Raw genomic sequence first — 23,577 nt, forward strand, 5'->3', positions numbered from 1 at the left:
GGTTTAGTATGGATAAAAAACAATTAGCTGGTATGATGGACCACACCCTGCTCAAGGCTGTGGCCACACCGGAGCAGATCGCGAAAATTTGTGAGGAAGCCAGGGAAATCGGCGCGGCGTCGGTATGCGTCAATCCCTGCAATGTAAGACAGGCGGCAGAGCTTCTGAAGGGCTCAGAGGTTAAGGTATGCACCGTTATTGGGTTTCCGCTGGGGGCCAACACCCCGGCCGTCAAAGCCTTTGAGACAGAGGACGCCATCGCGGGCGGCGCCCAGGAGGTGGACATGGTCATCAATGTCGGCGCGCTGAAGGCAGGCGACCAGGATACCGTGTACAGAGACATCAAGGCTGTTGTGGACGCCGCGGACGGCACCCTGGTCAAGGTGATCATTGAGACCTGTTACCTGACCGACGCCGAAAAAACCACTGCCTGCCAGATGGCCGCGAAGGCGGGAGCCGACTTTGTCAAGACCTCCACAGGCTTTGGCACCGGCGGCGCCAACCCGCACGACGTAGCGCTGATGAAGGCCAGCATTCCAGACACCATGCAGGTAAAAGCATCTGGGGGGATGCATGTATGGGCAGACGCCAAGGCCAATATCGAAGCCGGCGCTGACCGTCTGGGCGTGTCGGCCAGCCTGGCGATACTCGACAGCTTTGATGAATAGCATGATTTAAGGGGATCATTTGAGAGGAGATATATGATGAATCATCAAAAGAATACAATGTCCGAAAAACCTGTTATCGCCGTCACCGGCGGCGGTCAGGGGATAGGACGGGCCATTTTGCTCTACTTTACCGAACGCGGCTACAATGCCGCTGTGCTGGATATGAACCTGGAGACAGCCGCTGCTGTGGCTGAGGAATGTAAGGCCAGGGGCGCTGACGCCATCGCGGTCGAGTGCAATGTCACAGACTCCGCGAGTGTCAACGCCGCCTATGATCAGATCGGAGGTTATTTTGGCGGGCGTCTGGACGTCCAGGTCAACAACGCCGGTGTCTTCCGCAGAGAGCGCGTTGAGGATGCAACCGACGACGTGACCGACCTGCTCATCGACGTGAACCTGCGGGGGCCGGTTTACACCAGCCGGGCAGCCATTAAAATCATGAAGGAGCAGGGGCACGGCAGTATCATCAACGCCAACTCCATCCTGGGGCAGTTCCCGGATTTCGGGCTTGGAGTCTACAGCGCCACCAAGGCCGGGCTCTTTGCACTGACCCGCGTACTGGCCGCGGAGTGCGCGCCCTACGGCATCCGCGTGAACGGCTACGCGCCGTCTGTCACCGACACCCCGATGGTGCACCACATCATTGAGGAGCGTCCTGAGGCCAAGCTGGACCAGATCCCCATGCGCGAATTCGGCACGCCGGACCAGATCGCCAAGATCTGCTGGTTCTTCGCGTCGGATCTCTGTGAGTACACCACCGGGATCAATGTGCCCTGTGACGGCGGCACCTGGGATGTTCAGAGGCCTTTCATGGCCTGGAAGGCCGCCGGAAAGCTTTAAGCGGATTGTGATTTAACAGGAGAGATAGGAGAGTAATACGATGAAAACTGGTTATATCATTGGAATTGATTCGGGGACATCTATGGTAAAGGCCGCTTTGTTTGATATGCAGGGGAATGAAATCTGCGTCGCCTCACGTTCGACCCCAGTGGAGGAGCCACATTTTGGCTGGTCGGAATTCGACATGGACGTGGACTGGAAGGAGGTCGCAGGCGTTATCAGCGACCTCATGGGGAAATGCGGCGTAGACAAGAAGGAAGTGCTGGCCATCGGGCTTGGCGGAAAGGGCGTGGGGGTCTGCTTCCTGGATAAGGACAACCGCCCAGCCCGCAAGGGGATTCTCTGGAACGATGCGCGGTGCGCCGGCATGACCAGGGAATGGATCGAGAGCGGAAAGATGGAGCAGATTTTTGGCGCGACCGCCAACTGGCTGATGACCGGCGATGTGGGTATCCTGCTGCCCTGGATGAAGGAGCATGAGCCTGAGGTGCTGGAACGCACAGCCCACTTCTGCCTGAACACCAACTGGATGTGCTATAATCTGACCGGTGAATTTGGCTCCAACGCCACCGATTTTTATTCACAGATCGACGAAACCCGCACCTACAGCGACAGGGTCATGGAGATTGAGGGAATCCTCGACCTGAAGGACAAATTCCTGCCTTTGCAGGAGCCCTGGGAAATCTGCGGGCACGTCACAGAGCAGGCCGCGCGGCAGACCGGGCTGGCGGCCGGGACACCTGTGGCCTCCATCGGCTGGGATGTTGTCTGCTGCAGTGCCGGCGTCGGCGCGGTGGACGACGGACAGGCCAATATTATCCTGGGAACCTCTGGCGTCATCATGCTGACCATGCCCAAGTTCGCCCACTCACCCATGCTGGGCTGCCAGACCATCCACAATATACCGGGCAAATGGCAGCAGCTCATCGCGCCGCTGACCGGCACGCCGAACAGCGACTGGTTTGTGAACAACTTTACCTGCGCGGATAAGCTGCAGGCCGAAAAGGAGGGACGCAGTGTTTATGCCCTCTTTGACGAAGTGATCGACAAGGTGAACCCGGGCTGTGACGGCACCATCTACCATCCTTATATGAACGCGGCGGGAGAACGCGCACCCTTTACCAACACCAACGCCCGGGGCAACTTCTTCGGCCTGAACCTCCACAGCGACCGCCATGTCATGCAGCGTGCTGTGTACGAGGGCATGGCCTTCGCCAACAAGCACTGCCTGGACGCCTACACCTACCCGGTAAGCGATATCCGCCTGTCCGGCGGCGGCTCTAAGAGCCCGGTGTGGTGCCAGATCTTCGCGGACATCTGCAACGCGCCCATCAGCCTGCCCGGCGGTACTGAGTTTGGCGCTAAGGGCGTGGCCTGGAACGCGGCCCTGGCGGCTGGCTATTTCGGCAGCTGGCAGGAAGCCTCCGAGGCCTTCTGCAAGGTGGAACGCGTCTACGAGCCCATCGCGAAGAATGTGAGTATCTACGCCGACCTGTACGAGGTCTACAAGGCCATCCCCTACGCGCTGTTCCCTGCCTGGGAAGCGCGGACCGAGTTCCTCAAAAAACACGGCTTCCAGGGATAGCCCTGCGCCCGTAACCCTCTATTACTTATAAACAAAAACCGGCTTTTTCCAAAGCCGGTTTTTTACTCAGAAAGGAGCACCCATGCATTTTTTATGTCTGGCACGCTGCCAGCTTGGTTTTCTGCTGCGCCAGTTCGAGCTGTTTAAGCTGCCCGTGGAAAAACAGAACGAAATTTTGAGAAAGGAGATCGACCTGGTGAGTCGGCAGAGCATCCACATCCATGCCGGGGTTTCCGGTTCCCAGATGTTCCGCCTGTTCTGTGATGCTCTGGGCGACCCTGATCCTCTGAGGGCGGTGCGGAAAAAGCAGAATGGGCAGATGCTGCGCCTGCTTCCCGAAATCCGGCGGGCAGTGGAGCAGAAGGACGACCCGCTGCTGTATGCCCTCAGGGCCGCGGCCAGCGGCAACATTATTGATGTGTCCTTTGCCGACGAGTTTGACGTGGCCGGAGCCCTTGAAAAGAGCATGGAGGAGCCCTTTGCCATCGACGACTACGCGCCGTTCAGAGAACGCCTGCTGGCCGCGGGCACGCTGACGCTGGTCACCGACAACGCCGGAGAGATCGTGCTGGACCGCCTGCTGCTCGAGGTGCTCGGCCAATGGCGCCGGGCGCGCGGGCTGGCGCCGCTGGCGGTAAGCGTGATGGTCAAGGGCGGCCCCATCTATAACGATGCTCTGGAGGAGGACGCGCGGATGGCAGGGCTTGACAGGGAGGGGGAGATCCTGGACACCGGAACCGACTGCATTGGCCTGCACCCCCGGTATATGTCCCGGGAAGCACTGGAAAACCTCCGGAAAGCGGATATGATCATCCTCAAGGGATTGGCCAATTACGAGAGCGATTTTGGCGGTGAGGATTTTCCCGAAAAGGTGTTTTACCTGTTCCGCTCCAAGTGCGAGGTTCTGTCCGACGCGCTGGGAATCGCCCTCGGCAGCAGTGTGCTGATGGCGCACAGCAGAGAGGAGGAGAAAGAGAATGTCTTACATACAGATCAGTCTTTCAAAGAAATTAACCGATGAGGAAAAGCGGACCCTGGCCGCCGGGGTTGCGGCCCTGGTGCCCATGCTGCCCGGTAAGCCCGGAGACCGGGCCATTGTGCAGATCGACGACGGCCGCAGCCTTTACCGCGGCGGCGAGCTGGCATCCTGCGCTTTCATGGAGACACGACTATACGGCAAAACGCCTGAGCCGTACCTGAAGGCTTACACCAAAAAGCTTTTTGAGCTTTTTGAGGAACAGCTGGGTTATGCCGGAAACCAGATTTATCTCAATATTCTGGAGTTGGACCACTGGGGCTCAAAGGGGAGCCTGCGGTGAGTGTGCATTAAAAAAGAACTGTCCCGAACGGGCAGTTCTTTTTCTGTTTACAGCACGCCCTCCCGCTTCGCCAGGTCAATGACCCGCTCGGCGGTCAGGGAGTCGGTGACCAGGACGTCGATCCAGCCGGCCTTGAGGGCGTAGTAAACCGCACGGGCTTTCTGGCGGCCGACAATGCATGCCAGCACACACTCGGCGTTTTTAATGGCGTCCAGTGAGACGCCGACCGTGCGCTTATCGAGCTCAGGATCGCAGATATTGCCGTTTTTGTCAAAGAAACGGCTGCAGATACTGCCAACGGCCCCCACGTCTTTCAGGCGGGCAATATTCTCATCGTTCAGGTATCCGGCCTGGTAGAGGCAGGAATCTTCATCCGGGGTCGCGATGTTGACAAAGAGCTTATTGCAGGCCTCCACCCGTTCCAGCAGGCTGCGGACCTTGGCGTCGTGCAGGAGGATATCGAGGATGATCGGGCTTTCCACCAGCGCCGGGCAGGGCAGGCAGAAGGCGCTCTCCGCGCCGAGCTTCTGGGACAGGTTGCTGATGATCTCATGGGCAAAGCTGCGGCAGTTGGCGTTGTCAACCGCGCCGGAGAGCTGGACCAGGGAGCAGTCCGGCAGGGCAAAGTCCGGGAATTCCTTGGAGAGCTCAAAGAGCGTCCAGCCCCAGTTCACACCGATATGGTCGCCGGGGTTCAGGAAAGCCTTAAGAAACTGCGCGCCCAGGCGGGCAGTCAGCTGGATGGCCAGCTCCACGTCGTCCTCCGGCACCGAGGCCACACGGGCGCCCTTGAGGTGGAAGGCAGTCAGGAGCTGCTGCTCCATCTCGCTGATGTCGTCGATGGCGTCATCGATGAAAATCTTGACGATGCCGCGTTCCCGCGCTTCCGCCAGCTTTCGCGACACCTTGGGACGGGAAATGCTGAACTGGGTGGCGATTTCGGACTGGGTCCGTCCCTCTTCATAATATAGTTTGGCAATTGCCTGTAGTAAACGCTGGTCTGTGTTCATTGTCCTTATCTCCAATGCATTTTTTCAAAGTGATCGTCTGTTTAATCCTTAGACGATGAACAAAAATGTCCTTTAACTTCTATTATAGATTAAAAGGCTTATTTTTACAAGCAAAAGAGGAGCGAAAATGAAATTTTGTTCAAAAAATCAGAAAATAGTTATATGGTTTGCGTGATAAAACAGTGATACTTTTTAACAAATAAGGTGAAAATTAAGCATAAAAATATTTGCGTTAAAAAACCGGTTGGAGTCCCAAAAGATTTCTATATCCGGTTATTCTGTAAAACCATTACACAACATATAGAAGCGGATGTAAACGAGAAACATTTTGAAAATAAAAAGTGCATTTACATATTGACAATGATAATTAAGACTGCTATAATTATACTTTACTTTTTGGAGGAATCGTGTTATAATGACTAAGATGTAAATCCACAAACGAGGTGAAGTTCATGCAGAAACAAAAAGCGACAATTATGGACGTCAAGCGTGAGGTTGAAAACTATCGTGGAAAAAGAGTAAAACTGGAAGCCCATAAGAGCAAGAAAAAGCTCTATCAAAAAGAAGGCGTTATTGAAGGGACTTACCCAAGCATCTTTACCGTCAGCGTAAAGGAAGATAAACGGCCGACTCAGAGATTATCCTTCTCATATTCCGATGTCCTCACAAAAAGCGTTAAAATTGCATTAGTAGACGAAGTTGAAGGTGCTTTCAGCTACTAAGTATCCCACTGACATTTTGATTAAACCCGCATAAGCTCAAACGAAGGGGAAGAATCGCGTATTCTTCTTTTTTGATGCCAAATTTTGGCAGTTGAAAGCCCGTAGACGGCGCCCTCGCAGGCGGATGTTAAGTTTTAGACATCCGTCTGCGAGGGCGCCGTTTTATTTGTTTTTCTTTTAAGGCAAAGAGGGTATAATATAAGAATTGCAGAAAGATTGGAGAACAAGTGAATGGAAGAAAAGCTACTGAATATACAGTCGGAGATCGGAAAGCTTAACGCCGTCCTTTTGCACCGGCCAGGCAAGGAGCTTGAGCGCATTGTGCCCAACGTGCTCAAGGAGGTCCTCTTCGAGGATATCCCGTGGCTCAGGCGCATGCAGGAGGAGCACGACGCCTTTGCGGGGGTGCTCACCGGGCGCGGTATCCACGTGTATTACGTGGAGCAGCTGCTGACCGATATTCTGGCTGACGCACAGGTGCGCGAAAACCTGGTGCGTGATGTCATCGACCAGAACCCGTCCTCGGGCAATTACATTGATGGATTTTTGCAGGAATACCTGCTTTCCATGGAGGACTGCAAGCTGGCGGAATCGCTGATCGCCGGCGTGCTCCAGAAGGAGCTGGACCATGTGGAACGGGAGCGGGTGCTCTCGGATTATATCAACGAATCCGAGCCCTATGCCTTTTACATGAACCCGCTGCCGAACCTGTACTTTATGCGTGACCCGGCGGTCACCATCGGCGACGGCATGAGCATCAGCTCCATGGCCACCGAGGTGCGCAAGCGGGAAAGCCTGTACATGCACTACATTTACAAGAATCATCCGCTGTTCGCCTCCTGCGGGGGGAAAACCTATTATGAGTATGACAAATTCTTCTCGGTGGAGGGCGGGGATATCCTGATCCTCAGCCCGACTGTGGTGGCGGTGGGGTGCAGCGAGCGGACCCAAGTGCAGGGCGTCGAGGAGCTGGCAAAGCGGCTGTTCGAGGACAACCCGGCCCTGGAGGGCGTGCTGGCTGTCAAGATTCCCAAGGACCGGGCCTTCATGCACCTGGACACGGTTTTTACCATGGTGGATTACGATAAATTTACTGTGTACCCGGGCATTCTGGACCACGTGGAAACTGTGATGATCCGCCGGGGCAGCAAGGGGCATATGCGCTACGAGCACATCGACAGCCTGCACGACGCCCTGAGACGGGCCCTGAACCTCACGAGCATAAAGCTTATTGAAAGCGGGGGCGGCAATCCGGTGGCCGCGGCCAGAGAGCAGTGGAATGACAGCACCAATACCCTGGCCATCGCCCCGGGGGTCATTGTGGCCTACGGGCGGAATGAGCGCTCCAACGAGGTGCTGGCCGAAAACGGCATTGACGTCATCAGTATTGAAGCTTCCGAGCTGGTGCGCGGCCGTGGGGGCCCGCGGTGTATGACCATGCCCCTTAACCGCGATCCGCTGAAATAAAAAAGCGCCCTTGTTTTACGGCGCTTTTGGGAAAATATCGCTCAGCGGGATTTTAAGGTCCTCAAAAATACCGGAGGCCAGCGTTTCCTCAAGGGTGTACTCGTTGACCTCCCCTTTCGAGAAGGTATGGACAATGATGGTTTTTGACTTTGGGCTGACAATCCAGTATTCCTGCACACCTGCCAGCTGATATTTGTTGAGCTTGGTGAAAAGGTCGGTGCGCATGGAGCCTGGGCTCAGAATTTCCACGGCAATGGCCGGCGCGCCCTCATAGCGCTGTTCCGAAAATTTTTCCGGATCGCAGAGAACACTGATGTCCGGCACAAAGATGTCCTTGTTCAGACGAACCTCCAGCTCAGAAAAAGGACGGCAGGTTTTCCCTTTGAAAAAAGGGGCGAGGGCAACTGAGAGATTAAACAGAATACTTTGATGAAGGACTCCGGGGCGCGGAGTCATCAGCACCATATCGTCAATCAATTCACAGAGATGACGCTCGTCCATGGGCAGTGCGTCAAATTCCTCGAGGGTAACGGTTGGGAAAGCGTCGTTTTCTTTTAAAAGCGCCATGAGGTACACTCCTTTCGTGTGTTGTTAGCTTAATCATAGCACGCGGAAGGGGCCTTGGTCAAATGATTGCGGGAGCACACGGCCTTTCCTTAACCGTAATAAACAACAAAAATAAGTAAAAACCGCTGATATTGCGCTCAGCGGTTTTTTATTGGCTGAAATTGGTGGCCGCAAAGCGAATTCTATTATATAATAGGGTCAGGTATGGAAGGAGGATCGCATAAAAGGAGAGATAAGAATTGAAAAAGACAAAAATCCTCGGGATTTTACTGTGTGTACTTTTAGCGGTATCCTTTACGGCCTGCGCGAAAACGGACAATGCCCAGCAGGGAGCTTCGAGCACTGGCAGTGTGGACGGCGTGCTGAAAAGCTACGCGTCCGGAACCCTGGTGGTGACGCGAAATGATGGAAGCGAGCTGGCCTTTGACCTTTCAAAGGCGACCGTCAGCTGCAAAAATATGCTGTCCGGTGACAAGGTCACCATTTTATATGACGGCACCATCGAGGGCACGGACACCAGCGGCGTCACCGTGACAGAGATCAAGGACAAGGGCTCCGCCGCGCCGAAGGAGCAGACCATGGTGGGGACGGTCCGGAACCTGACCCAGCACTCCCTCACCCTCAAGGAGCCTGACGGCACCGAGTACAGCTTTAACACCGCGGGGGCCCGGCAGGCGTATAAGAACGGCATCGAAAACGGCAACTGGGTTCAGGTAAAATATGTGGGTGAGATCAATGGCACAGATGCCACTGGCGTCAGGGTTCTTGAAATTGTGGACAATGATGAGAACATAAAAAAGGCCCAGGAGCCTGCCAAGGTTGAGATTAAAGCCGCGGACGAAAAGGTGTGGGCCAGCGACACCGTACACGTGCGGGAGTCCTATACCACCGATTCCAACGTGCTGGGCGATCTGGCGCCTGGCAATGAGATCACCCGTACCGGTGTTTGCGAAAACGGCTGGTCCAGAGTGAACTACAACGGAAAGGACGCCTTTGTCTATTCCCAGTATTTAACCACCACACAGCCCGCGAGCCCAAGTTCGCCCGCTCCGGCCAAGCCGCAGCCGAGCCCGTCACAGCCGGCGCAGCCAAGCGCCCAGCCGACGCCAAAGCCGACCCCGGTACCCACGCCGGCGCCAGCACCGACGCCAGAGCCGACACCGGCCCCGACACCAGAGCCAACGCCAGAGCCGACACCGGCCCCGACACCAGAGCCAACGCCAGCACCGACGCCAGAGCCAACACCAGAGCCAACGCCAGAGCCCACTCCCGAGCCTGAGGTCAAGACCCTCACCGGCTATGTGGTGAGCTACGCGGATGGCGAGCTCGTCATTTTCGCCAACGGCGCCGATTACCCGCTGAACGTGACCGATGCCCAGCACAGCTATGTAAGCGGCATCCTGACCGGCAACGAGGTGACCGTCACCTACACCGGCGATCTTCAGGCCTATGAAAGCGTGGTGGTGCTGAGTGTGAGCGATTCAGAGCTGAACGCCGGCGACCGGTCTGTGATCACAGGCGTGATCGCGTCAGCCTCCATGAATACTCTGGATCTGACCACAGACGACAACACCGAGATCATGTTTGAGACCATGAACGCAGAGGTCAACAGCCAGAACTACCAGGTGGGGGCCCGCGTCAGCGTGACGCTGGACCTGTCCCAGAGCGTGGACACCTCCAACATCTTCCACGCCTTAAAGGTGGACGACGCACAATAGCAGACACAGGCGGACGTATGGAGCCGTCCGCCTGACCCATAAAAAGCCCGGGCCCGCACCCGGGCTTTTTTGTGATGGGAGGAGAGGAAACCACTGCTTAAATTCTTGAAGGAATCTTGAACTTTTATTTCCTGAAAACGTGTTAAGATAGAATAGAAGTATATTCAGAGTGTAGACAAATGCTGTCGTTAACAGGCAAAGCGTTAAAAAGAGGACGATTAATTGAGAATGGAGAATTGAAAATGGAGAATGAAAGGCCCCTTTTGCTACCGCAAAAGCGATTAAGACAGCGACCTGTGGCCGCTACTTTATTCAAAATGCGCAGCATTTTGTTCCTCTAATTCTCCATTCTCAATTCTCCATTGAAATCGTCTCTTGCTTTAACTTTACAACGATATTTTGACTTTGTCTATAGACTGAAATATATTCTATCTATCTTTAGGAGAAATATTGGAGGTAAAAAATGTCAAAGAAATTGAGAACACGCCTGGCGTCAGCCCTGTCAGCGGTGATCATCCCCGTGACGCTGGTCTGCTCGAGTGTGCCGGCTCTGGCGGCGGGCACAGCCGGAAGCCCAGTGGCGGATACCGCCGCCGTTGAGAGCAGCGAGATCGCTGATAAAGCCGCCGAAGCGCTTGAGAACAGCCTCATGCTGCCCGAGATCACCAGGGCGCTGGAGGAAATGGACGGAGCCCCGGCGGCTGAAGCGCCCGCGAAGGAAGAAGCCCCAGCGGCTGAAAATAAGGCTGATGAGGCCCCTGCGGCAGGAGCGCCTGTGTGCACCGTGACAACTGGTGCTCAGAGCCGCCAGGCAGGCGCGGACGTCACCTACGATACCCTTGAGGAGGCCTTCGCTTCCATAAAAGACGGCCAGACCGCGACCATCACCTTAACCGGGGACGCGGTGGTAGAGGGTACCATCGTGGTTCACGGCAGCGTGACCCTGACGGCCAACGGGGATTATACTGTGAGCTTAAGTGCAGACACATCATCGAGATCGTTTTTTACCCTTTATGATGAAAATCAGCTGACCGTTGACGGCGCGGGCCACAGCATTACCCTGACAGCGCCGGAAGGGGTCGATGGCATCATCAATGTCAGGATGAACAGCGTCTTAAGCCTGAAAGCTGGCACCACACTGGAAAACTGCAGTATTAACGCGAAAAACAACGCCATGCTGAACATCACCGACGCGGCGGTCACCGGAACATCAGACGGGGAGACTCCGGCACTCGTGGGCGTTTCGGACAGCGCGGCCCTGAAAGCCACGGGCGCGGCCCTGCCGATCGTGGGTATCTTAGATGAGTGCGCCGCTTCTTTTGACGGCTGTGAGGTATATGGCATTGCGAGCCTCAGCCCAAACGTGCAGATACACGGCTCGTCTGTCGACATCATTGAAAACTACGGCTCGGAGCTGCTGATCAGCGACTCGTCGGTCGATAACCTGTTAAACGTCATGCTTGCCGCCCAGGTTACCCTGGCCGGGAAAACCGACATTGCGTACATCATGCTCGCGAAGAAACCCATCATACTGGCTGAGGATTTCAGCAGCAGCGTCGTCAGCAAGGTGTATGCGGCCTATCCGCTGATATTTGAGAACCCGGCCGTGCTGGCTGTTGCGGCGTCGGGCGCGCTGAGCGAGACGGCTGCTAACAGCTTTTGTTATTTCTTTGAGGATGGCAGTGACCCTCAGACCTACACCCCCTATCTGAAAGACGGCAGGCTGGAAACCGCCAGAGTGCTTGAAACATACGTGTCGGTTAATATCGAGCATAACAGCTACCCTTACACCGGCAGAGACCCGCAGGCCGAAGGCGGTCTTGGCAAGGTCACCATCACCGTGAAAGACGAGGACGATAAGGTGATCACGCCGGCCGAAGGCAAGCTGACCACCACCTACACCCATTATATGGACGTGCTCCAGACGCCGCCGACCCAGCCGGGGGATTACACGCTCAACGTGAGCTACGCTGGCGAGGAAGACCGCGCTGCCCAGACCATCACCTGCGGAAGCTCAGGCGCAGTGGGTTTCATCATCACAAGAGCTGAGCTGAAAGGCGATTTCGCGAACTTCCCGTCTGAGATTTCTGTCTCCCAGGGCAGTGTGCGCGCGGATTTCAGGCCCGCGGAGGGCATCGACGCGGCTCTGCTCAAGCTTAGCTACACCTGGACCCTCACCGATAAAGACGGGGCAGCCACCACTGTTCCGGGCGACACCCTGGAGCTGACCAAGGCGGATATCGGCAAGACCGCGCAGGTCTCTGTCGAGGATACCAGCGGCTTTTATTATGGCGAAATCACCAGCAGCTCCTTCACCATTGGCAGAGTAGCTACCGGCGTCCGGATTGACGGGCTGAGCGATGATTCGGGTTCCAATTACTTCGAGTCAAACGACGCCCTGCAGGCGCTGCTGGCAAAGGACAGGGCTGTTATTGTGACCTACCTGGACCCGGAAGGCCATAAGAATATCGCTTACGACAAGGATGAAATCAGCCTGAAATACTACAGCGTTGATGATGGTAGGCTTTTGGACAGAGCGCCCACTGAGCCGGGAACCTACAGCCTGAATGTTGCCTTCACCCCCAATGACGCCCATCAGGCCCAGGATCTTCAGTTCACCAGCGTCTCCTACACCTACACCCTGATGATGCCCACCACCACAGAGATCAACGCTTCAGCCCTCAAGGGCAGCTACGACGTGTCCGATACCCAGAGCCTGGACCAAGACATGATCAGGGCTACCACCGTCAGGGATAAAGACGGCCGGGTCATTAAGCTTGACCAGGACAGCGGCCTGCTGAGCTTTGAAGCCTACACCGACGCAGAGGGCAAAAACATCGCCCAGACTCCCGCGGCGGGCAGCTACTACGTTCGCGCGTTCTACAACCGGGACGGCCGGGAAAAAGCCCATATCGCGAGCAGCAGCGAGCTGGTGAAAATCACCCTGACCCAGAAGGCCGGGCCGGACAGCGGCACCACTGCGGACACCACCACGGGCACCACCCCGGGCAATCCGGCAACCGGGACGCCCTACAGCGCAGGCTTGTCACTGGTACTGCTGGCAGCGCTGGCAGGCGGCTCCGCACTGGTTCTTAAAAAACGCGGCTAAACAATAAAAACCCACTGTGGCGTGAGCCGCAGCGGGTTTTTTAACATTTTAAGTGATTGGTAGGGAATCCCTGTTCAGCTTGGCGCCGTAGATGTATAAGCCTGGAACCACCAGACCGAGCAGTGCGTATAGAATCCCGGAGAAGGTGAAGCCCGCTCCGGCCATGTTGACAATGGCGGCGAGGATGGAAATAATTAAGACAACAATACCGATTTTAAAGCATCCGTCCGCCTTGTCAGATTTATTACAGCCCTTGATGCCCATCACGCCCGCGACCAGCTGGATAATAGCGGCGATCAGATAGATAACGACGATGAGTGTTACCGAAACAGCGCCGCTGCCAGCGCCCTGGTCCACAACGGCAACTCCCATCAGCAGCGCGAGCAGCCCATAGCATAAAACACCGATAATGCCGCCGATCAGCAGCAGAATACCGGTTACCTTCAAATAAGTTTTACCTTTCATCATTTTAACTCCCTTGATAAAGTATTTTAAGTGTTTGCGCACTTATGTTTGATTATAAATCACCATTAATAGCTAAACAAGCTTTTTACCGATAACGTCTTTTTTTTACCGCATTCAGAGCGGATCAATCTGAAGGCCCGAACAACTGCAAACGATAAAGCATTGCTTAAACGCGGTGGTTAGGGTAAAATAAAGGCAAATAATGACGATAAATGAGGAGGAATTCCGATGGGGATTAATTTAAAGGGCCGTAGCTTCCTGACATTAAAGGATTTTGCGCCAGAAGAAATAAACTTTATGTTAGACTATGCCGCCGCGCTGAAGAAGAAGAAAAAAGAAGGCCGTCCGGGCAGGCTGCTCGCCGGCAAAAACATCGTGCTGCTGTTTGAAAAAACATCCACCCGTACACGCTGCGCCTTTGAGGTCGCGGGCTTTGACGAGGGCGCCTGCGTGACCTTCCTGACCAACAGCCAGATGGGCAAAAAAGAATCCATCGAGGACACCGCCAAAGTGCTGGGCCGCTTTTACGACGGCATCGAGTTCCGCGGCTTTAAGCAGGAAACCGTGGAAGCGCTGGCAGAATTCTCCGGCGTGCCAGTATGGAACGGCCTGACCGACACCTACCACCCCACCCAGATTTTAGCCGATATGCTCACCATCCAGGAAAACTTTGGAGAGCTGGCAGGACGCCGCCTGGTCTATGTGGGCGACGCCCGCAACAATATGGGCAACTCCCTGATGATCGGCTGCGCCAAGCTGGGCATGCACTTTGTGGCAGTGGCGCCCAAGGTGTTGTTCCCGGAAGAAAGCCTGGTGGCAGAAATGCGCGCCATCTGTGAGGAAACCGGCGGCAGCATTACCCTGACCGACGATATTAAGACGGGTGTGAAGGGCGCGGACGCCATCTACACCGATGTGTGGGTCTCCATGGGTGAGGAGGACCAGATGGCAGAGCGCATCAAGCTGCTGGCGCCTTATCAGGTCAACGCGGAAATGATGGAAGCCACCGGCAACCCGGACGTGATTTTCCTCCACTGCCTGCCGTCCTTCCACGACCTGAACACCGATGTGGCAAAGGACGTGCACGAACGCTTTGGCCTGACCGAGCAGGAGGTGACTGATGAGGTATTCAGAAGCCCTGCTTCCAAGGTCTTTGACGAAGCCGAGAACCGCATGCACACCATCAAGGCTGTCATGTGCGCCACCCTGGCCACCAACCAGGTCGATGCTGACGGAAAGCCAATCGTGGACTGAAATGAATGGAGAATGCAGAATTGAGAATGGAGAATTATTGGAATAAATCCGCACAGCGGATTTAAGTTTTAATCAAATTTGTCTTTGACAAATTTGGATCTTTAATTCTCCATTCTGCATTCTCAATTCTCCATTTTGTCATTTATACTGACTCCAGCTGATTAAGAAAGGGGAAAAAGAATGGAAATACAAAACATCACCAAACTGCAGAACGGCTCAGATATCCGCGGGATTGCCATGGAAGGGGTTGAGGGCGAGAGCATTAACCTGACCCAGGACATGGCCATGAAGATCGCCTACTCCTTCAGCAAATGGCTGAAGGCGAAAACCGGAAAGGAGAGCCTGAGCGTGGCTGTGGGCTGCGACAGCCGGCTGACCGGGCCGAACCTGGCACAGGCCGTCTGCCTGGGACTGGTATCGGACGGGGGCCATGTGTATGACTGCGGCATTGCCACCACGCCAGCCATGTTCATGACCACCCTGGACCCGGAGATGGACTGCGACGGCGCGGTCATGATCACCGCCAGCCACCTGCCCTTTAACCGCAATGGCATCAAGCTGTTTACCAAAGACGGCGGCCTGAACAAGGAGGACATCGCAGAGATCCTCGAACAGGCGGAAACCATCGTCACCGATTTTAAAATCGGCGGCAGGCGTGAGGACTACGCCTTTATTCCCAGGTACGCGGCCAACATTGTCGCCATGATCCGCGAGGCCACTGGGGAGGAAACACCTCTTAAGGGCGCACGCATCATTGTGGACGCGGGCAACGGCGCGGGCGGCTTCTTTGCCGACGGCGTGCTGGCCCCGCTGGGCGCCGATACCAGGGGCAGCCAGTTTCTGGACCCGGACGGACACTTCCCGAACCACATCCCCAATCCGGAGGACCCGGACGCCATTGACGCTATCTGCCAGGCGGTGATTGACAGCAAGGCCGACATGGGCATCATCTTTGACACCGACGTGGACCGCTCTGCCGTCATCGACGAAAAGGGCGACGCCATCAACCGCAATGGCTTCATCGCCTTTATTGCCAGCATGCTGCTGGAAAAATACCCGGGCACCACCATCGTCACCGACTCCGTCACCTCCACAGGACTGACCGAGTACATCGAGGGCCTTGGCGGACACCACCACCGCTTTAAGCGCGGCTACAAGAACGTCATCAATGAGGCGGTCCGCCTGAACGAGCACGGCGTGGAAACCCACCTGGCCATGGAAACCAGCGGTCACGGGGCCATCAGGGAAAATTACTTCCTGGACGACGGCGCTTACCTGGTCACCATGGCGCTCATCAAGTTCGCCCAGCTGCACCGGGAGGGCAAGCCGCTCTCTGTGTTCCTGAAGGATCTCAAGGAGCCCGCCGAGGCCAGAGAGTACCGCTTCAAAATCACGGCGGAGGACTTCAGGGCCTACGGCCAGGAGGTGCTGGACGGCTTCCGTAAATTCGCGGAGGAACAGCCAGGCTGGACCATTGTGGAGCCCAATTTTGAGGGCATCCGTGTGGACTGCGGTGAGGATGCCGGCAACGGCTGGTGCCTGATGCGCATGTCCCTCCACGACCCCATCATCCCGTTAAACATCGAGTCTGACGAGGTGGGCGGCTGTGAGAAGATTAAGGCGGCCATCGATGTTTTCCTCAAGGATTACGCAGAGCTGCAATAAAAAAAGGGCCATTGGCCCTTTTTTAGATTGTAGGCAAAGTTAAAAGATGGCTGCTAGATTAAAGCAAGAAGCAATTTCAATGAAGAATTGAGAATGCAGAATGGAGAATGACGGTGAGTCCAAAGTTAGAATAACTTTGGGGCACGAACCTACGCTTTTTCGGGGGACGGAAATTCGTCTCCTGCTTTTATCTGTTTCAACTCATTCATAAAATACGATTTGATCCCGTCCCTGCCGCTTGGCCTCGTAAAGGGCCGTATCGGCCCGGTCGTAAAGCTCCTGGAAGCTTTTGCCGTGGGCGGGGAAGAAGGCGATACCGATGCTGATGGTGAGCGGGGTGTTGGTCAGGTCCAGATTATAAAGCCGGTCCCTCAGCACGTTCAGGCGTTCTCTAATAATGGCCGTGTCGGACAGTCCGCGCATGAAGATCATGAACTCGTCGCCGCCCAGGCGGCCGGAGAAGTCATTGCTGCGCAGGCAGTCCTTCAGGGCGGCAGCCACCTCGATGAGGACAGTGTCGCCGAACTGGTGGCCGTAGGTGTCGTTGAGCTCCTTGAAATGGTCGATGTCCAGAATGATGAGGGCATGGCTGGCGGCTGTGCCGCGGCGCAGCACACGGCCAAGACGCTTGACCAGCGTGGCGCGGTTATAGAGGCCGGTGAGCGGGTCGGTCTGGGAGAGGCGGCGCAGCTCAAGGGACCGCCGCTTTTCGCTGTCCACATCCTGGATGAGCACAAAGAGACGCACAACGCCAACAAAGGGGTCGTCCACCATCTGAGCATCAGCCCTGGCCCAGAAAACGCCGCCTGCCCGGTTGTAACGGCGGTAATCAAGGGAGAGCTCGTCATTGCCCGCGCGGTGTTTTTCCAGCAGGTGGTCACGGTTAAAGAAACGCACGAATTTCTTGCGGTCCTCGGGCACGGTGTACAGGTCGGCGGTAAACTGGGCCAGAGAGAGGAGGCTGTGGGTATAACCTGTGGGAATATCCCCCTTGGTCTGCCCCTCATATTTTTCAAGGACGTCGGCGGTCAGGTTGAACTCGTAGTAGGCGATGCAGTTCTCACGCTTCTGCTCATAGGTCCTGGCCCACCGCTCGTAGGCCACTTCGCGCTCGTGCAGGTCGGTGCTGTCAAAGTAGGTGAGGATGGCGGTGATGGGACTGCCGTCAGTGTCATAGACCAGTGAATAATCTGCGTTGAACCAGGAGTAGGCATTCTTTGTGGTGGTGCGCAGCTTGACCGAGGTGTGGCCCTCGGGCCTGCCGTCCAGTATGTCCTTAAAAAAACGCGCATAATCCGCGGCGCTCTCCTGAGCCACGATACCGCTTTCGATGGCGCCGTCCGGGACATCGCGTGTGCTCTCGGGCAGGCCCAGCAGCCGGGCGGCCTCGCCGGTGCGGGTCAGGGTTCTGGTCCGCAGGTCATACCGGCCGATGAATTTGTCGGAGTGGCGCAGGGCGATCCGGTTTTCTTCCTCACTGATGCGCAGGGCCTCCTCGGCGGCCTTGCGGTCCGTGATGTCAAAGACCGCGCCGAAAAGGGTGTCCTCCTGGGGGTTGTACTGGCAGCGGACCAGCACCCAGATGGCTTTGCGGTCAATGGTCACGCAGTGGTTTTCCAGCTCAAAGGCGTAAACGCCCGTGTCGATGTAGTGGCCGATCTTCTGGCGGAGCTGAGGATACTCATTTGGCATGACAATGCGCCGGCAGTTTGTAAAGCCCGCGGCCTCGGCGCTCTCCCGGGTGTAGCCATAGGTCTGGTAGAAAAAACTGTTGGCGTACAGCAGGGTCAGATCCTCATCGGTCAGGGTTTTGAACACGCCGCAGGGCACCCGGTCGGCGTTGCTGGCGCTCTGGCTGCGCTTCAGGTACTGGAGATCCGCAAACTGGCAGAGGATAACAGCGGGTGTGTCATCGGGCCCTGAAACCAGCTGGCAGGAGGCGCAGACCCAGGTCAGGCCGCCCTTAGAGTCCGCCAGCCGTTGGCAGGTGCGTGCGGTCTCGCCGGGTTTAAGGTGGTTTAGGAACTGTTTAAAAGCGGGAAGATCTTCCTCCTCCATATAGGACGCGAGGGAACCCGGCAGTGCGCTCACACCCAGAAAGTCCATGAGGCTGGGGTTCAGGTAGCGCGGGGTCAGGGCGTCGTCTGACTGGAAGCAGGCAATGCCGTCGGAGAGCAACTCAGACGCTGCGGCCGTTATGATATTGGGCGTGTACGGGGGTTTTGCTGCCATGAGCGATTCTCCTTTAAAATTGATTATTTTATCTATTCTATCATTTTTCCCGATTAAAAACAATACAGTCCGCTATACCAAAAAGTAATGCTGATACAATATCGGTAAAAATCACAGCAGCTTACTGAGCTCCTGCAGCATGAGCGGGAGGTCCAGCGGCTTGGCGAGATGGCCGTCCATTCCGGACTCCCGGGCCTTTTCGATGTCAGCCGCGAAGGCGTCGGCAGTCATTGCGATGATGGGCACAGCGCGGGCGTCGGCCCGGGGCAGCGCCCGGATCTTCTGGGTGGCCTCATAGCCGTTCATGACAGGCATCTGCACGTCCATGAGGATCAGGCTATAGTAGCCAGGCGGGGACTGGGCGAACTTTTCGCAGCCCTGGATGCCGTCATCAGCGCATTCCACAATGGCGCCGGCCTGGGAGAGGAGCTCAACCCCGATCTCCTGGTTGAGCGCATTGTCTTCTACCAGCAGGAACCGTCTGCCGCCAAAGTTGTACTGGGGCTTCTTTTCTTTATCAGCGATGGGGCTGTTTTCTGCATAGATCAGCCGCTTGAGGGTATGGCAGAGGGTGGATTTGAACAGGGGCTTTGAGATAAAATCGTTGGCGCCGGCGCTCAACGCCTCTTTTTTTATGTCGGCCCAGTCGTAGGAGGAGGCGATAAGAATGGGGAGCTCTTCCCCGATTCGAGCACGGATCTGGCGGGTGACCTCGAGTCCGTCGACGCCGGGCATCTTCCAGTCCAGGATCAGGACGTCGAAGCTTTGTCCGGCATCGTGGGCGCTTATGATCTGCCGAACCGTGTCCTCGCCGTCCTCGGCACACTCGGCGTCAATGCCCAGTGCGTCCAGGGTCTGGGCGGCATACTCGCACATGAGCTCGTCGTCGTCGGCAATGAGTACCCGCAGGGGCGGCAGCGCTGGGTAGCAGGCTGGGTTCTCCTCGATGTGCAGGGAGAGGTAGACCACAAAAGTGCTGCCTTTGCCCTCAGCGCTGCGGACCGTGATACGGCCGCCCATCATGTCCACGATCCGTTTGGTGATGGCCATGCCCAGGCCGCTGCCCTCAGTCTTATCCACCCGGCTGTCGCGCTCCCGTGTGAAGGAATCGAAGATGTGGGTCATAAACGCATCGGTCATGCCCATGCCGGTGTCGGCAAAGGTGAAGCGGAACTGACCGCAGCCCTCACGGGCAGCGGGAAATTCCTCCAGAGTCAGAGTGATGCTGCCCTCTTCGGGTGTAAACTTGACCGCGTTGGACAGGATGTTGATAAAGATCTGCTTGAGGCGCAGCGGGTCTGCGTAAAGGTGCTCGTGCTCTACGCCAAAGGTTCGGATAAACAGGTGCTGGCGCTTCTCGGCTGCGGCGGGCTGGATGATGGCCACGATATTCTCCATGAAATCGGGCAGGGAGAAGGCGCTGTTGCTCAGGGCCATGCTGCCGCTCTCGATGGCGGACATGTCCAGCACGTCGTTGATGAGACCGAGGAGGTGCTGGCTGGAGAGGGCGATCTTGTCGAGGCAGTTTTCCACGCGGCCTGGGTCGTCGAGGTGTATTCTGGCGATCTCGGTCATGCCCACAATGGCGTTCATGGGCGTGCGGATATCGTGGCTCATGCTGGACAGAAAGTCGGACTTGGCGCGGCTGGCCTGCTCGGCGGCGGTCAGGGCCTCCTTGAGCTCAGCGGCCTGTGCCTCCAGCTTTTGCTGCATTTCCCGGAGCTCGGTCACATCGGTGATGTCGATGAAGATGGCCAGGTAGACGGGCTCCTGGTTCTGCCAGTCCACGCAGGAGGCGTTGACCTGGAGCCTGGCCTCGCGGCCATCCACACCTTTGACGGTGAGGCCCAGGCTGATGGGCTGGCCGGACAGGATTTTCTCGCGGCTGGCCTCGATGGCCTGCTGGTTTTGAGCGTAGTTCTGCAGAAAAAGCGGGTCTGCCCCGGTGTCCCAGCAATCATCACCGAAGAAGGCGGTGTAGCGCGCGTTTGCCTCCAGAAGGGTGAGCCCGAAGTCTTTGTCAATGTGAAACTTGGCCACAAAGCCGGGCAGGGCGTTGTAGGTGACGGTCTGGGCCTTCTGCATGAGCACCAGGTCGTTGATGTCAGTCATGACGGTGTAGGAGACCTGATAACCGTCGATGTACTCGTCGGCAAAGGTAGCCACCATGCGCACCCAGACATATTCCCCGTCTTTTTTGGGCATATGGGAGATGTGAGTGTAGCCGCCCTTGCTGCCCTCAATGGCGTCCATGACTACCTCAGTGAGCTTTGCGAGCTCCTCCTGATCGTCGGCGTAGTAGGTATCGCACAGGTTGTTGTACCGGGCCTCATATTCGTCCTTGTCCCAGCCGATGAGCTCGTAGTAGAACGCATTGGCCCAGACCAGGGTAAAGTGCTCGTCCAGCAGGTGCTTGCTGACGCTCACGTGCATCAGGCTCATGAGGGTGTTATACTCATAGCCTGCAATGCGGTTTTTTTCTTTAGGGTCGTATTCCATGTCTGTTCCTTTCAGTGTTTTCTTTATCGATATACATGCGTTTATCCGCCGCCTTGATGAGCATATCTGCGCTTTCGTACTCGCCGCTCTGGGCCAGACCGTAGCTGATGGACATGTCAAAGGGATGGCCGGGCATGTGGCTGCGGGCCCGCAGGCTGCGGTTCACCCGGTCCATGCGGCTGCCAATAATGGCGGGCGGAAGATCGGGAAAGAGCAGGACAAACTCGTCACCTCCGTAGCGGAAGAGTGCGTCCGCGTCCTGCCGGCAGGCGCCCCACAGGGTCTGAACCACAGTGAGCAGGTAGAGGTCGCCCAGCTCATGGCCCTGAGTGTCGTTGACACGCTTCAGACCGTTGAGGTCCACAAAGCAGAGGCAGAAGGACTTTCCAGCCTCCAGCCACCTGGTGATAACGGTCTCGGCCCTCTGCCGGTTCGGGCACCTGGTCAGCGGATCGGTAGAGGCAATGCGGCTCAGCTCCAGTTCTTCCTTCTTTTTGCGCTTCAGCGCCTCGCGCACCTCCCGGTTGAGTACCCGGTACTGGCTCAGGCGGCTGATACGGGCTGCGTAACGGATGGCCAGGTACACGCCGATCAGGGAAAAGACGCAGGACTTGACGCCCCACAGCTTGAGCACCAGGATATTGCCGGGCACCGAGTAGATGAGCAGGTTGAGCACCAGATAAAGGTAGATAGCCAGACACAGCTGAATTAAAAACCGTTTGCGGGCCGGGTCCTGAAAGATGACCCGCGGGTTGTCCATGTGGGCGTCGAAATGCCGGGCGATTTGGAAATAGAGCCCGGCGGCCAAAAATCCCAGGCCTACTGGGTACTGCTTGAGGTTGGTGCTTTCCCGGATGTTGTTGCTGAAGCTGACGAGGGGCAGGTCAAAGGCTGCGGCCAGCACACACCGGAACAGAATATTTAAGGACAGGCCGATGATCATGGAGAACAGCGCGAGAATAAAGCTGTCGCTCAGGCGGCACCGGAAAAAACAGCGGATCTCGATGAACTGCAGGGTAAACACCAGCAGCCAGTTGATGACCAGGTGCAGCTGCAGGATCGAGCACACAACGAACAGCGCGTAGTTAATAAAAAAGGCCAGCACAATCCAGCGCTTTTTAACCGGCCTTTGCAGAATGGACGCCGCGTAGAGGAAAAAGAACCAGTTCTGGTAAAAATAAATAGCGCTGATGATAACGAGTGGGGCTGGGTTAAGGCCGGTCATGCCTGCACCTCCTTTTTGCGCCTTGCGCTTTTATCCTCGTACATGCTGAGGTCGGCCTCCCGGATGAGCGCCTCCCGGGGCTTACTGGTGCCCGTGGGGGCTTCGGAAACGCCAAAGCTGAAGGACAGGGACCAGTTTTCACAGCGCGCGGCCTCGAGCCGTCTCCGGATGGTCAGCAGCCGAGCCCTGGCGGCCCCGGCGGTGATGCCGGGGAACAGGACCATGAACTCGTCGCCGCCGATGCGGGCAAAGACGTCCTCCCGGTTCAGATTTTCCGAGAACCTGGAGGAAAAAGCCTTCAGATACTGGTCGCCGGCCAGGTGGCCGAAGCTGTCGTTGATGGCCTTCAGTCCGTCCAGGTCAATGTAGGCCAGCGCGAAGGCCTCGCCGCGGCTCAGGAACAGCGCCAGGTAATCGAAGATGTAAAGCCTCGTGTAGGCCCCGGTCAGCGGATCACGGTAGGCGGTGTCCTTCAGGGCCTCGGTGCGCGCGGTCTGTTGCTGCATGGTGGAGGTGAGCAGAGTGTGCTCGTGCTCCAGATAGTTCTCCTGATTGATAATACTGATCTGATTCATGAAAAAGCCCACCATCATGAGCAGCAGGGCGTTGCTGCCCACCAGAAACAGGGATACCACGGTGGTGGGCAGGTCAAAGAGACAGGCGCCAGCGTCCGCCAGAACGAAGACGACCCCAAGAAAGGTAAACTGGATAAAGAGCCGGGATTCCTCGGAGCCGTAAATATCCTTGAAGACGGCCAGCGCTTCAGCGTGGCGGCTTAGAAACAGTTCAGTGATGAGATTGCAGAGCAGCAGTGCCGCCAGACAAGTGGTCCGGAGCAGCGGATTGGCGAGCAGGGCCTGCACGTTCATGCCCAGCGCGAAGGATAAAAGGCCGATAAGAACCAGACAGGCGGCGCAGGTATACAAAAAGCTTTCGTTCACAGCTGCCCAGTTCTGCCGGTCTGTGTCGGGGAAATGCAGGAGCTCGCAGACCTTAAGGCCATAGAGCAGCAGAAAAAACAGGGGCAGGGGCAGATTAAACACGGCCATGATCAAAAACAGGGCGCACAGGCACAGGCCAAGAACCGGCCACCAGTAGTGAAGGGGAATGGCGTCCTGCTTCAGAGCACTCAAGAGCCCCCAGCTGGCATGGGCGTAGAGACCTGACAGCAATAGAATGAGCAACAGCATTAAAGCGTTTGGAATTTCGGTCATGGGATCACTCCTTTATCA

Annotated in this window: 18 protein-coding genes; 11 read left to right on the forward strand and 7 right to left on the reverse strand. The window is 56.4% G+C overall.

Annotation, left to right across the window (positions count from 1 at the left end; genetic code table 11):
- Positions 1-8: 8 nt before the first annotated feature.
- The 5 genes from deoC (at position 9) to FYJ53_RS09605 (ending at position 4,412) form a co-directional block, all read left to right on the forward strand.
- Entirely contained in the window at positions 9-668 is a 660-nt protein-coding gene (deoC, locus tag FYJ53_RS09585) for a deoxyribose-phosphate aldolase (protein ID WP_090410711.1), read from the forward strand.
- A gap of 36 nt (positions 669-704) precedes the next feature.
- Positions 705-1,508 (forward strand): SDR family NAD(P)-dependent oxidoreductase, encoded by an 804-nt coding sequence (locus tag FYJ53_RS09590; RefSeq protein ID WP_195840252.1) that lies wholly within the window; start codon positions 705-707, stop codon positions 1,506-1,508.
- Between the two features lie 40 nt (positions 1,509-1,548).
- A complete protein-coding gene (locus tag FYJ53_RS09595) occupies positions 1,549-3,093 on the forward strand; it encodes an FGGY-family carbohydrate kinase (RefSeq protein WP_038350919.1) in 1,545 nt (514 codons plus the stop codon).
- Between the two features lie 82 nt (positions 3,094-3,175).
- Complete coding sequence (locus FYJ53_RS09600) at positions 3,176-4,114, forward strand: DUF89 domain-containing protein (RefSeq protein WP_154557282.1); 939 nt, start codon at positions 3,176-3,178, stop codon at positions 4,112-4,114.
- Positions 4,071-4,412 carry a phenylpyruvate tautomerase MIF-related protein gene (locus tag FYJ53_RS09605; RefSeq protein ID WP_154557283.1) on the forward strand — a complete coding sequence of 114 codons (342 nt, stop codon included), beginning with the start codon at positions 4,071-4,073 and terminating at the stop codon, positions 4,410-4,412. The genes FYJ53_RS09600 and FYJ53_RS09605 overlap by 44 nt, the downstream gene beginning before the upstream one ends.
- Positions 4,413-4,459: 47 nt before the next feature.
- Here the strand turns inward: FYJ53_RS09605 and FYJ53_RS09610 are convergent, their stop codons facing one another.
- Entirely contained in the window at positions 4,460-5,422 is a 963-nt protein-coding gene (locus FYJ53_RS09610; RefSeq protein ID WP_013378924.1) for a sugar-binding transcriptional regulator, read from the reverse strand.
- Positions 5,423-5,874: 452 nt separating this feature from the next.
- Here FYJ53_RS09610 and FYJ53_RS09615 point away from each other — a divergent pair, with 452 nt between their 5' ends.
- Both FYJ53_RS09615 and FYJ53_RS09620 read left to right on the forward strand, forming a co-directional pair.
- Positions 5,875-6,144 (forward strand): Veg family protein, encoded by a 270-nt coding sequence (locus FYJ53_RS09615; protein ID WP_013378925.1) that lies wholly within the window; start codon positions 5,875-5,877, stop codon positions 6,142-6,144.
- 231 nt (positions 6,145-6,375) lie between these two features.
- Positions 6,376-7,611, forward strand: coding sequence for an arginine deiminase (locus tag FYJ53_RS09620; RefSeq protein ID WP_013378926.1), 1,236 nt, complete (start codon positions 6,376-6,378; stop codon positions 7,609-7,611).
- Positions 7,612-7,626: 15 nt separating this feature from the next.
- On the opposite strand, the gene FYJ53_RS09625 is transcribed toward FYJ53_RS09620, so the two are convergent.
- Positions 7,627-8,178 (reverse strand): Uma2 family endonuclease, encoded by a 552-nt coding sequence (locus FYJ53_RS09625; RefSeq protein ID WP_154557284.1) that lies wholly within the window; start codon positions 8,176-8,178, stop codon positions 7,627-7,629.
- A 239-nt stretch (positions 8,179-8,417) separates the two neighbouring features.
- Here FYJ53_RS09625 and FYJ53_RS09630 point away from each other — a divergent pair, with 239 nt between their 5' ends.
- Together FYJ53_RS09630 and FYJ53_RS21310 are read left to right on the forward strand one after the other, a co-directional pair.
- Entirely contained in the window at positions 8,418-9,896 is a 1,479-nt protein-coding gene (locus FYJ53_RS09630; RefSeq protein ID WP_148427746.1) for an SH3 domain-containing protein, read from the forward strand.
- Positions 9,897-10,359: 463 nt separating this feature from the next.
- Complete coding sequence (locus tag FYJ53_RS21310) at positions 10,360-13,005, forward strand: hypothetical protein (protein WP_207707254.1); 2,646 nt, start codon at positions 10,360-10,362, stop codon at positions 13,003-13,005.
- A gap of 48 nt (positions 13,006-13,053) precedes the next feature.
- On the opposite strand, the gene FYJ53_RS09640 is transcribed toward FYJ53_RS21310, so the two are convergent.
- Positions 13,054-13,473 carry a hypothetical protein gene (locus tag FYJ53_RS09640; RefSeq protein WP_013378929.1) on the reverse strand — a complete coding sequence of 140 codons (420 nt, stop codon included), beginning with the start codon at positions 13,471-13,473 and terminating at the stop codon, positions 13,054-13,056.
- A 225-nt stretch (positions 13,474-13,698) separates the two neighbouring features.
- On the opposite strand from FYJ53_RS09640, the gene argF reads away from it, so the two are divergent.
- The gene (argF, locus tag FYJ53_RS09645) at positions 13,699-14,724 is read left to right on the forward strand and encodes an ornithine carbamoyltransferase (protein ID WP_148427744.1); all 1,026 of its coding nucleotides are present in this window, start codon (positions 13,699-13,701) and stop codon (positions 14,722-14,724) included.
- A 180-nt stretch (positions 14,725-14,904) separates the two neighbouring features.
- The gene (locus FYJ53_RS09650; RefSeq protein ID WP_148427743.1) at positions 14,905-16,389 is read left to right on the forward strand and encodes a phosphomannomutase/phosphoglucomutase; all 1,485 of its coding nucleotides are present in this window, start codon (positions 14,905-14,907) and stop codon (positions 16,387-16,389) included.
- A gap of 201 nt (positions 16,390-16,590) precedes the next feature.
- Here FYJ53_RS09650 and FYJ53_RS09655 read toward each other — a convergent pair whose 3' ends face one another.
- From FYJ53_RS09655 to FYJ53_RS09670, 4 genes are all read right to left on the reverse strand, one after another.
- Positions 16,591-18,621, reverse strand: a complete 2,031-nt coding sequence (locus FYJ53_RS09655) for a sensor domain-containing diguanylate cyclase (protein WP_013378932.1) — start codon at positions 18,619-18,621, stop codon at positions 16,591-16,593.
- Between the two features lie 111 nt (positions 18,622-18,732).
- Positions 18,733-21,120, reverse strand: coding sequence for a response regulator (locus FYJ53_RS09660; protein WP_148427741.1), 2,388 nt, complete (start codon positions 21,118-21,120; stop codon positions 18,733-18,735).
- On the reverse strand, positions 21,104-22,345 hold the full coding sequence (locus FYJ53_RS09665; RefSeq protein WP_013378935.1) for a GGDEF domain-containing protein: 1,242 nt from the start codon (positions 22,343-22,345) through the stop codon (positions 21,104-21,106). Before FYJ53_RS09665 ends, FYJ53_RS09660 begins: the two co-directional genes overlap by 17 nt.
- On the reverse strand, positions 22,342-23,559 hold the full coding sequence (locus tag FYJ53_RS09670; protein ID WP_148427739.1) for a GGDEF domain-containing protein: 1,218 nt from the start codon (positions 23,557-23,559) through the stop codon (positions 22,342-22,344). The genes FYJ53_RS09665 and FYJ53_RS09670 overlap by 4 nt, the downstream gene beginning before the upstream one ends.
- Positions 23,560-23,577 lie beyond the last annotated feature (18 nt).

This window comes from Eubacterium sp. BL-380-WT-2B (assembly GCF_009696115.1).
Lineage (GTDB): Bacteria > Bacillota > Clostridia > Eubacteriales > Eubacteriaceae > Eubacterium > Eubacterium callanderi.

What these genes read in the sequence shown, in the direction of transcription:
- deoC (WP_090410711.1), top strand. Translation starts at nt 9, where the DNA reads ATGGATAAAAAACAATTAGCTGGTATGATGGACCACACCCTGCTCAAG.
- FYJ53_RS09590 (WP_195840252.1), top strand. Translation starts at nt 705, where the DNA reads ATGAATCATCAAAAGAATACAATGTCCGAAAAACCTGTTATCGCCGTC.
- FYJ53_RS09595 (WP_038350919.1), top strand. Translation starts at nt 1,549, where the DNA reads ATGAAAACTGGTTATATCATTGGAATTGATTCGGGGACATCTATGGTA.
- FYJ53_RS09600 (WP_154557282.1), top strand. Translation starts at nt 3,176, where the DNA reads ATGCATTTTTTATGTCTGGCACGCTGCCAGCTTGGTTTTCTGCTGCGC.
- FYJ53_RS09605 (WP_154557283.1), top strand. Translation starts at nt 4,071, where the DNA reads ATGTCTTACATACAGATCAGTCTTTCAAAGAAATTAACCGATGAGGAA.
- FYJ53_RS09610 (WP_013378924.1), bottom strand. Translation starts at nt 5,422, where the DNA reads ATGAACACAGACCAGCGTTTACTACAGGCAATTGCCAAACTATATTAT.
- FYJ53_RS09615 (WP_013378925.1), top strand. Translation starts at nt 5,875, where the DNA reads ATGCAGAAACAAAAAGCGACAATTATGGACGTCAAGCGTGAGGTTGAA.
- FYJ53_RS09620 (WP_013378926.1), top strand. Translation starts at nt 6,376, where the DNA reads ATGGAAGAAAAGCTACTGAATATACAGTCGGAGATCGGAAAGCTTAAC.
- FYJ53_RS09625 (WP_154557284.1), bottom strand. Translation starts at nt 8,178, where the DNA reads ATGGCGCTTTTAAAAGAAAACGACGCTTTCCCAACCGTTACCCTCGAG.
- FYJ53_RS21310 (WP_207707254.1), top strand. Translation starts at nt 10,360, where the DNA reads ATGTCAAAGAAATTGAGAACACGCCTGGCGTCAGCCCTGTCAGCGGTG.
- FYJ53_RS09640 (WP_013378929.1), bottom strand. Translation starts at nt 13,473, where the DNA reads ATGATGAAAGGTAAAACTTATTTGAAGGTAACCGGTATTCTGCTGCTG.
- argF (WP_148427744.1), top strand. Translation starts at nt 13,699, where the DNA reads ATGGGGATTAATTTAAAGGGCCGTAGCTTCCTGACATTAAAGGATTTT.
- FYJ53_RS09650 (WP_148427743.1), top strand. Translation starts at nt 14,905, where the DNA reads ATGGAAATACAAAACATCACCAAACTGCAGAACGGCTCAGATATCCGC.
- FYJ53_RS09655 (WP_013378932.1), bottom strand. Translation starts at nt 18,621, where the DNA reads ATGGCAGCAAAACCCCCGTACACGCCCAATATCATAACGGCCGCAGCG.
- FYJ53_RS09660 (WP_148427741.1), bottom strand. Translation starts at nt 21,120, where the DNA reads ATGGAATACGACCCTAAAGAAAAAAACCGCATTGCAGGCTATGAGTAT.
- FYJ53_RS09665 (WP_013378935.1), bottom strand. Translation starts at nt 22,345, where the DNA reads ATGACCGGCCTTAACCCAGCCCCACTCGTTATCATCAGCGCTATTTAT.
- FYJ53_RS09670 (WP_148427739.1), bottom strand. Translation starts at nt 23,559, where the DNA reads ATGACCGAAATTCCAAACGCTTTAATGCTGTTGCTCATTCTATTGCTG.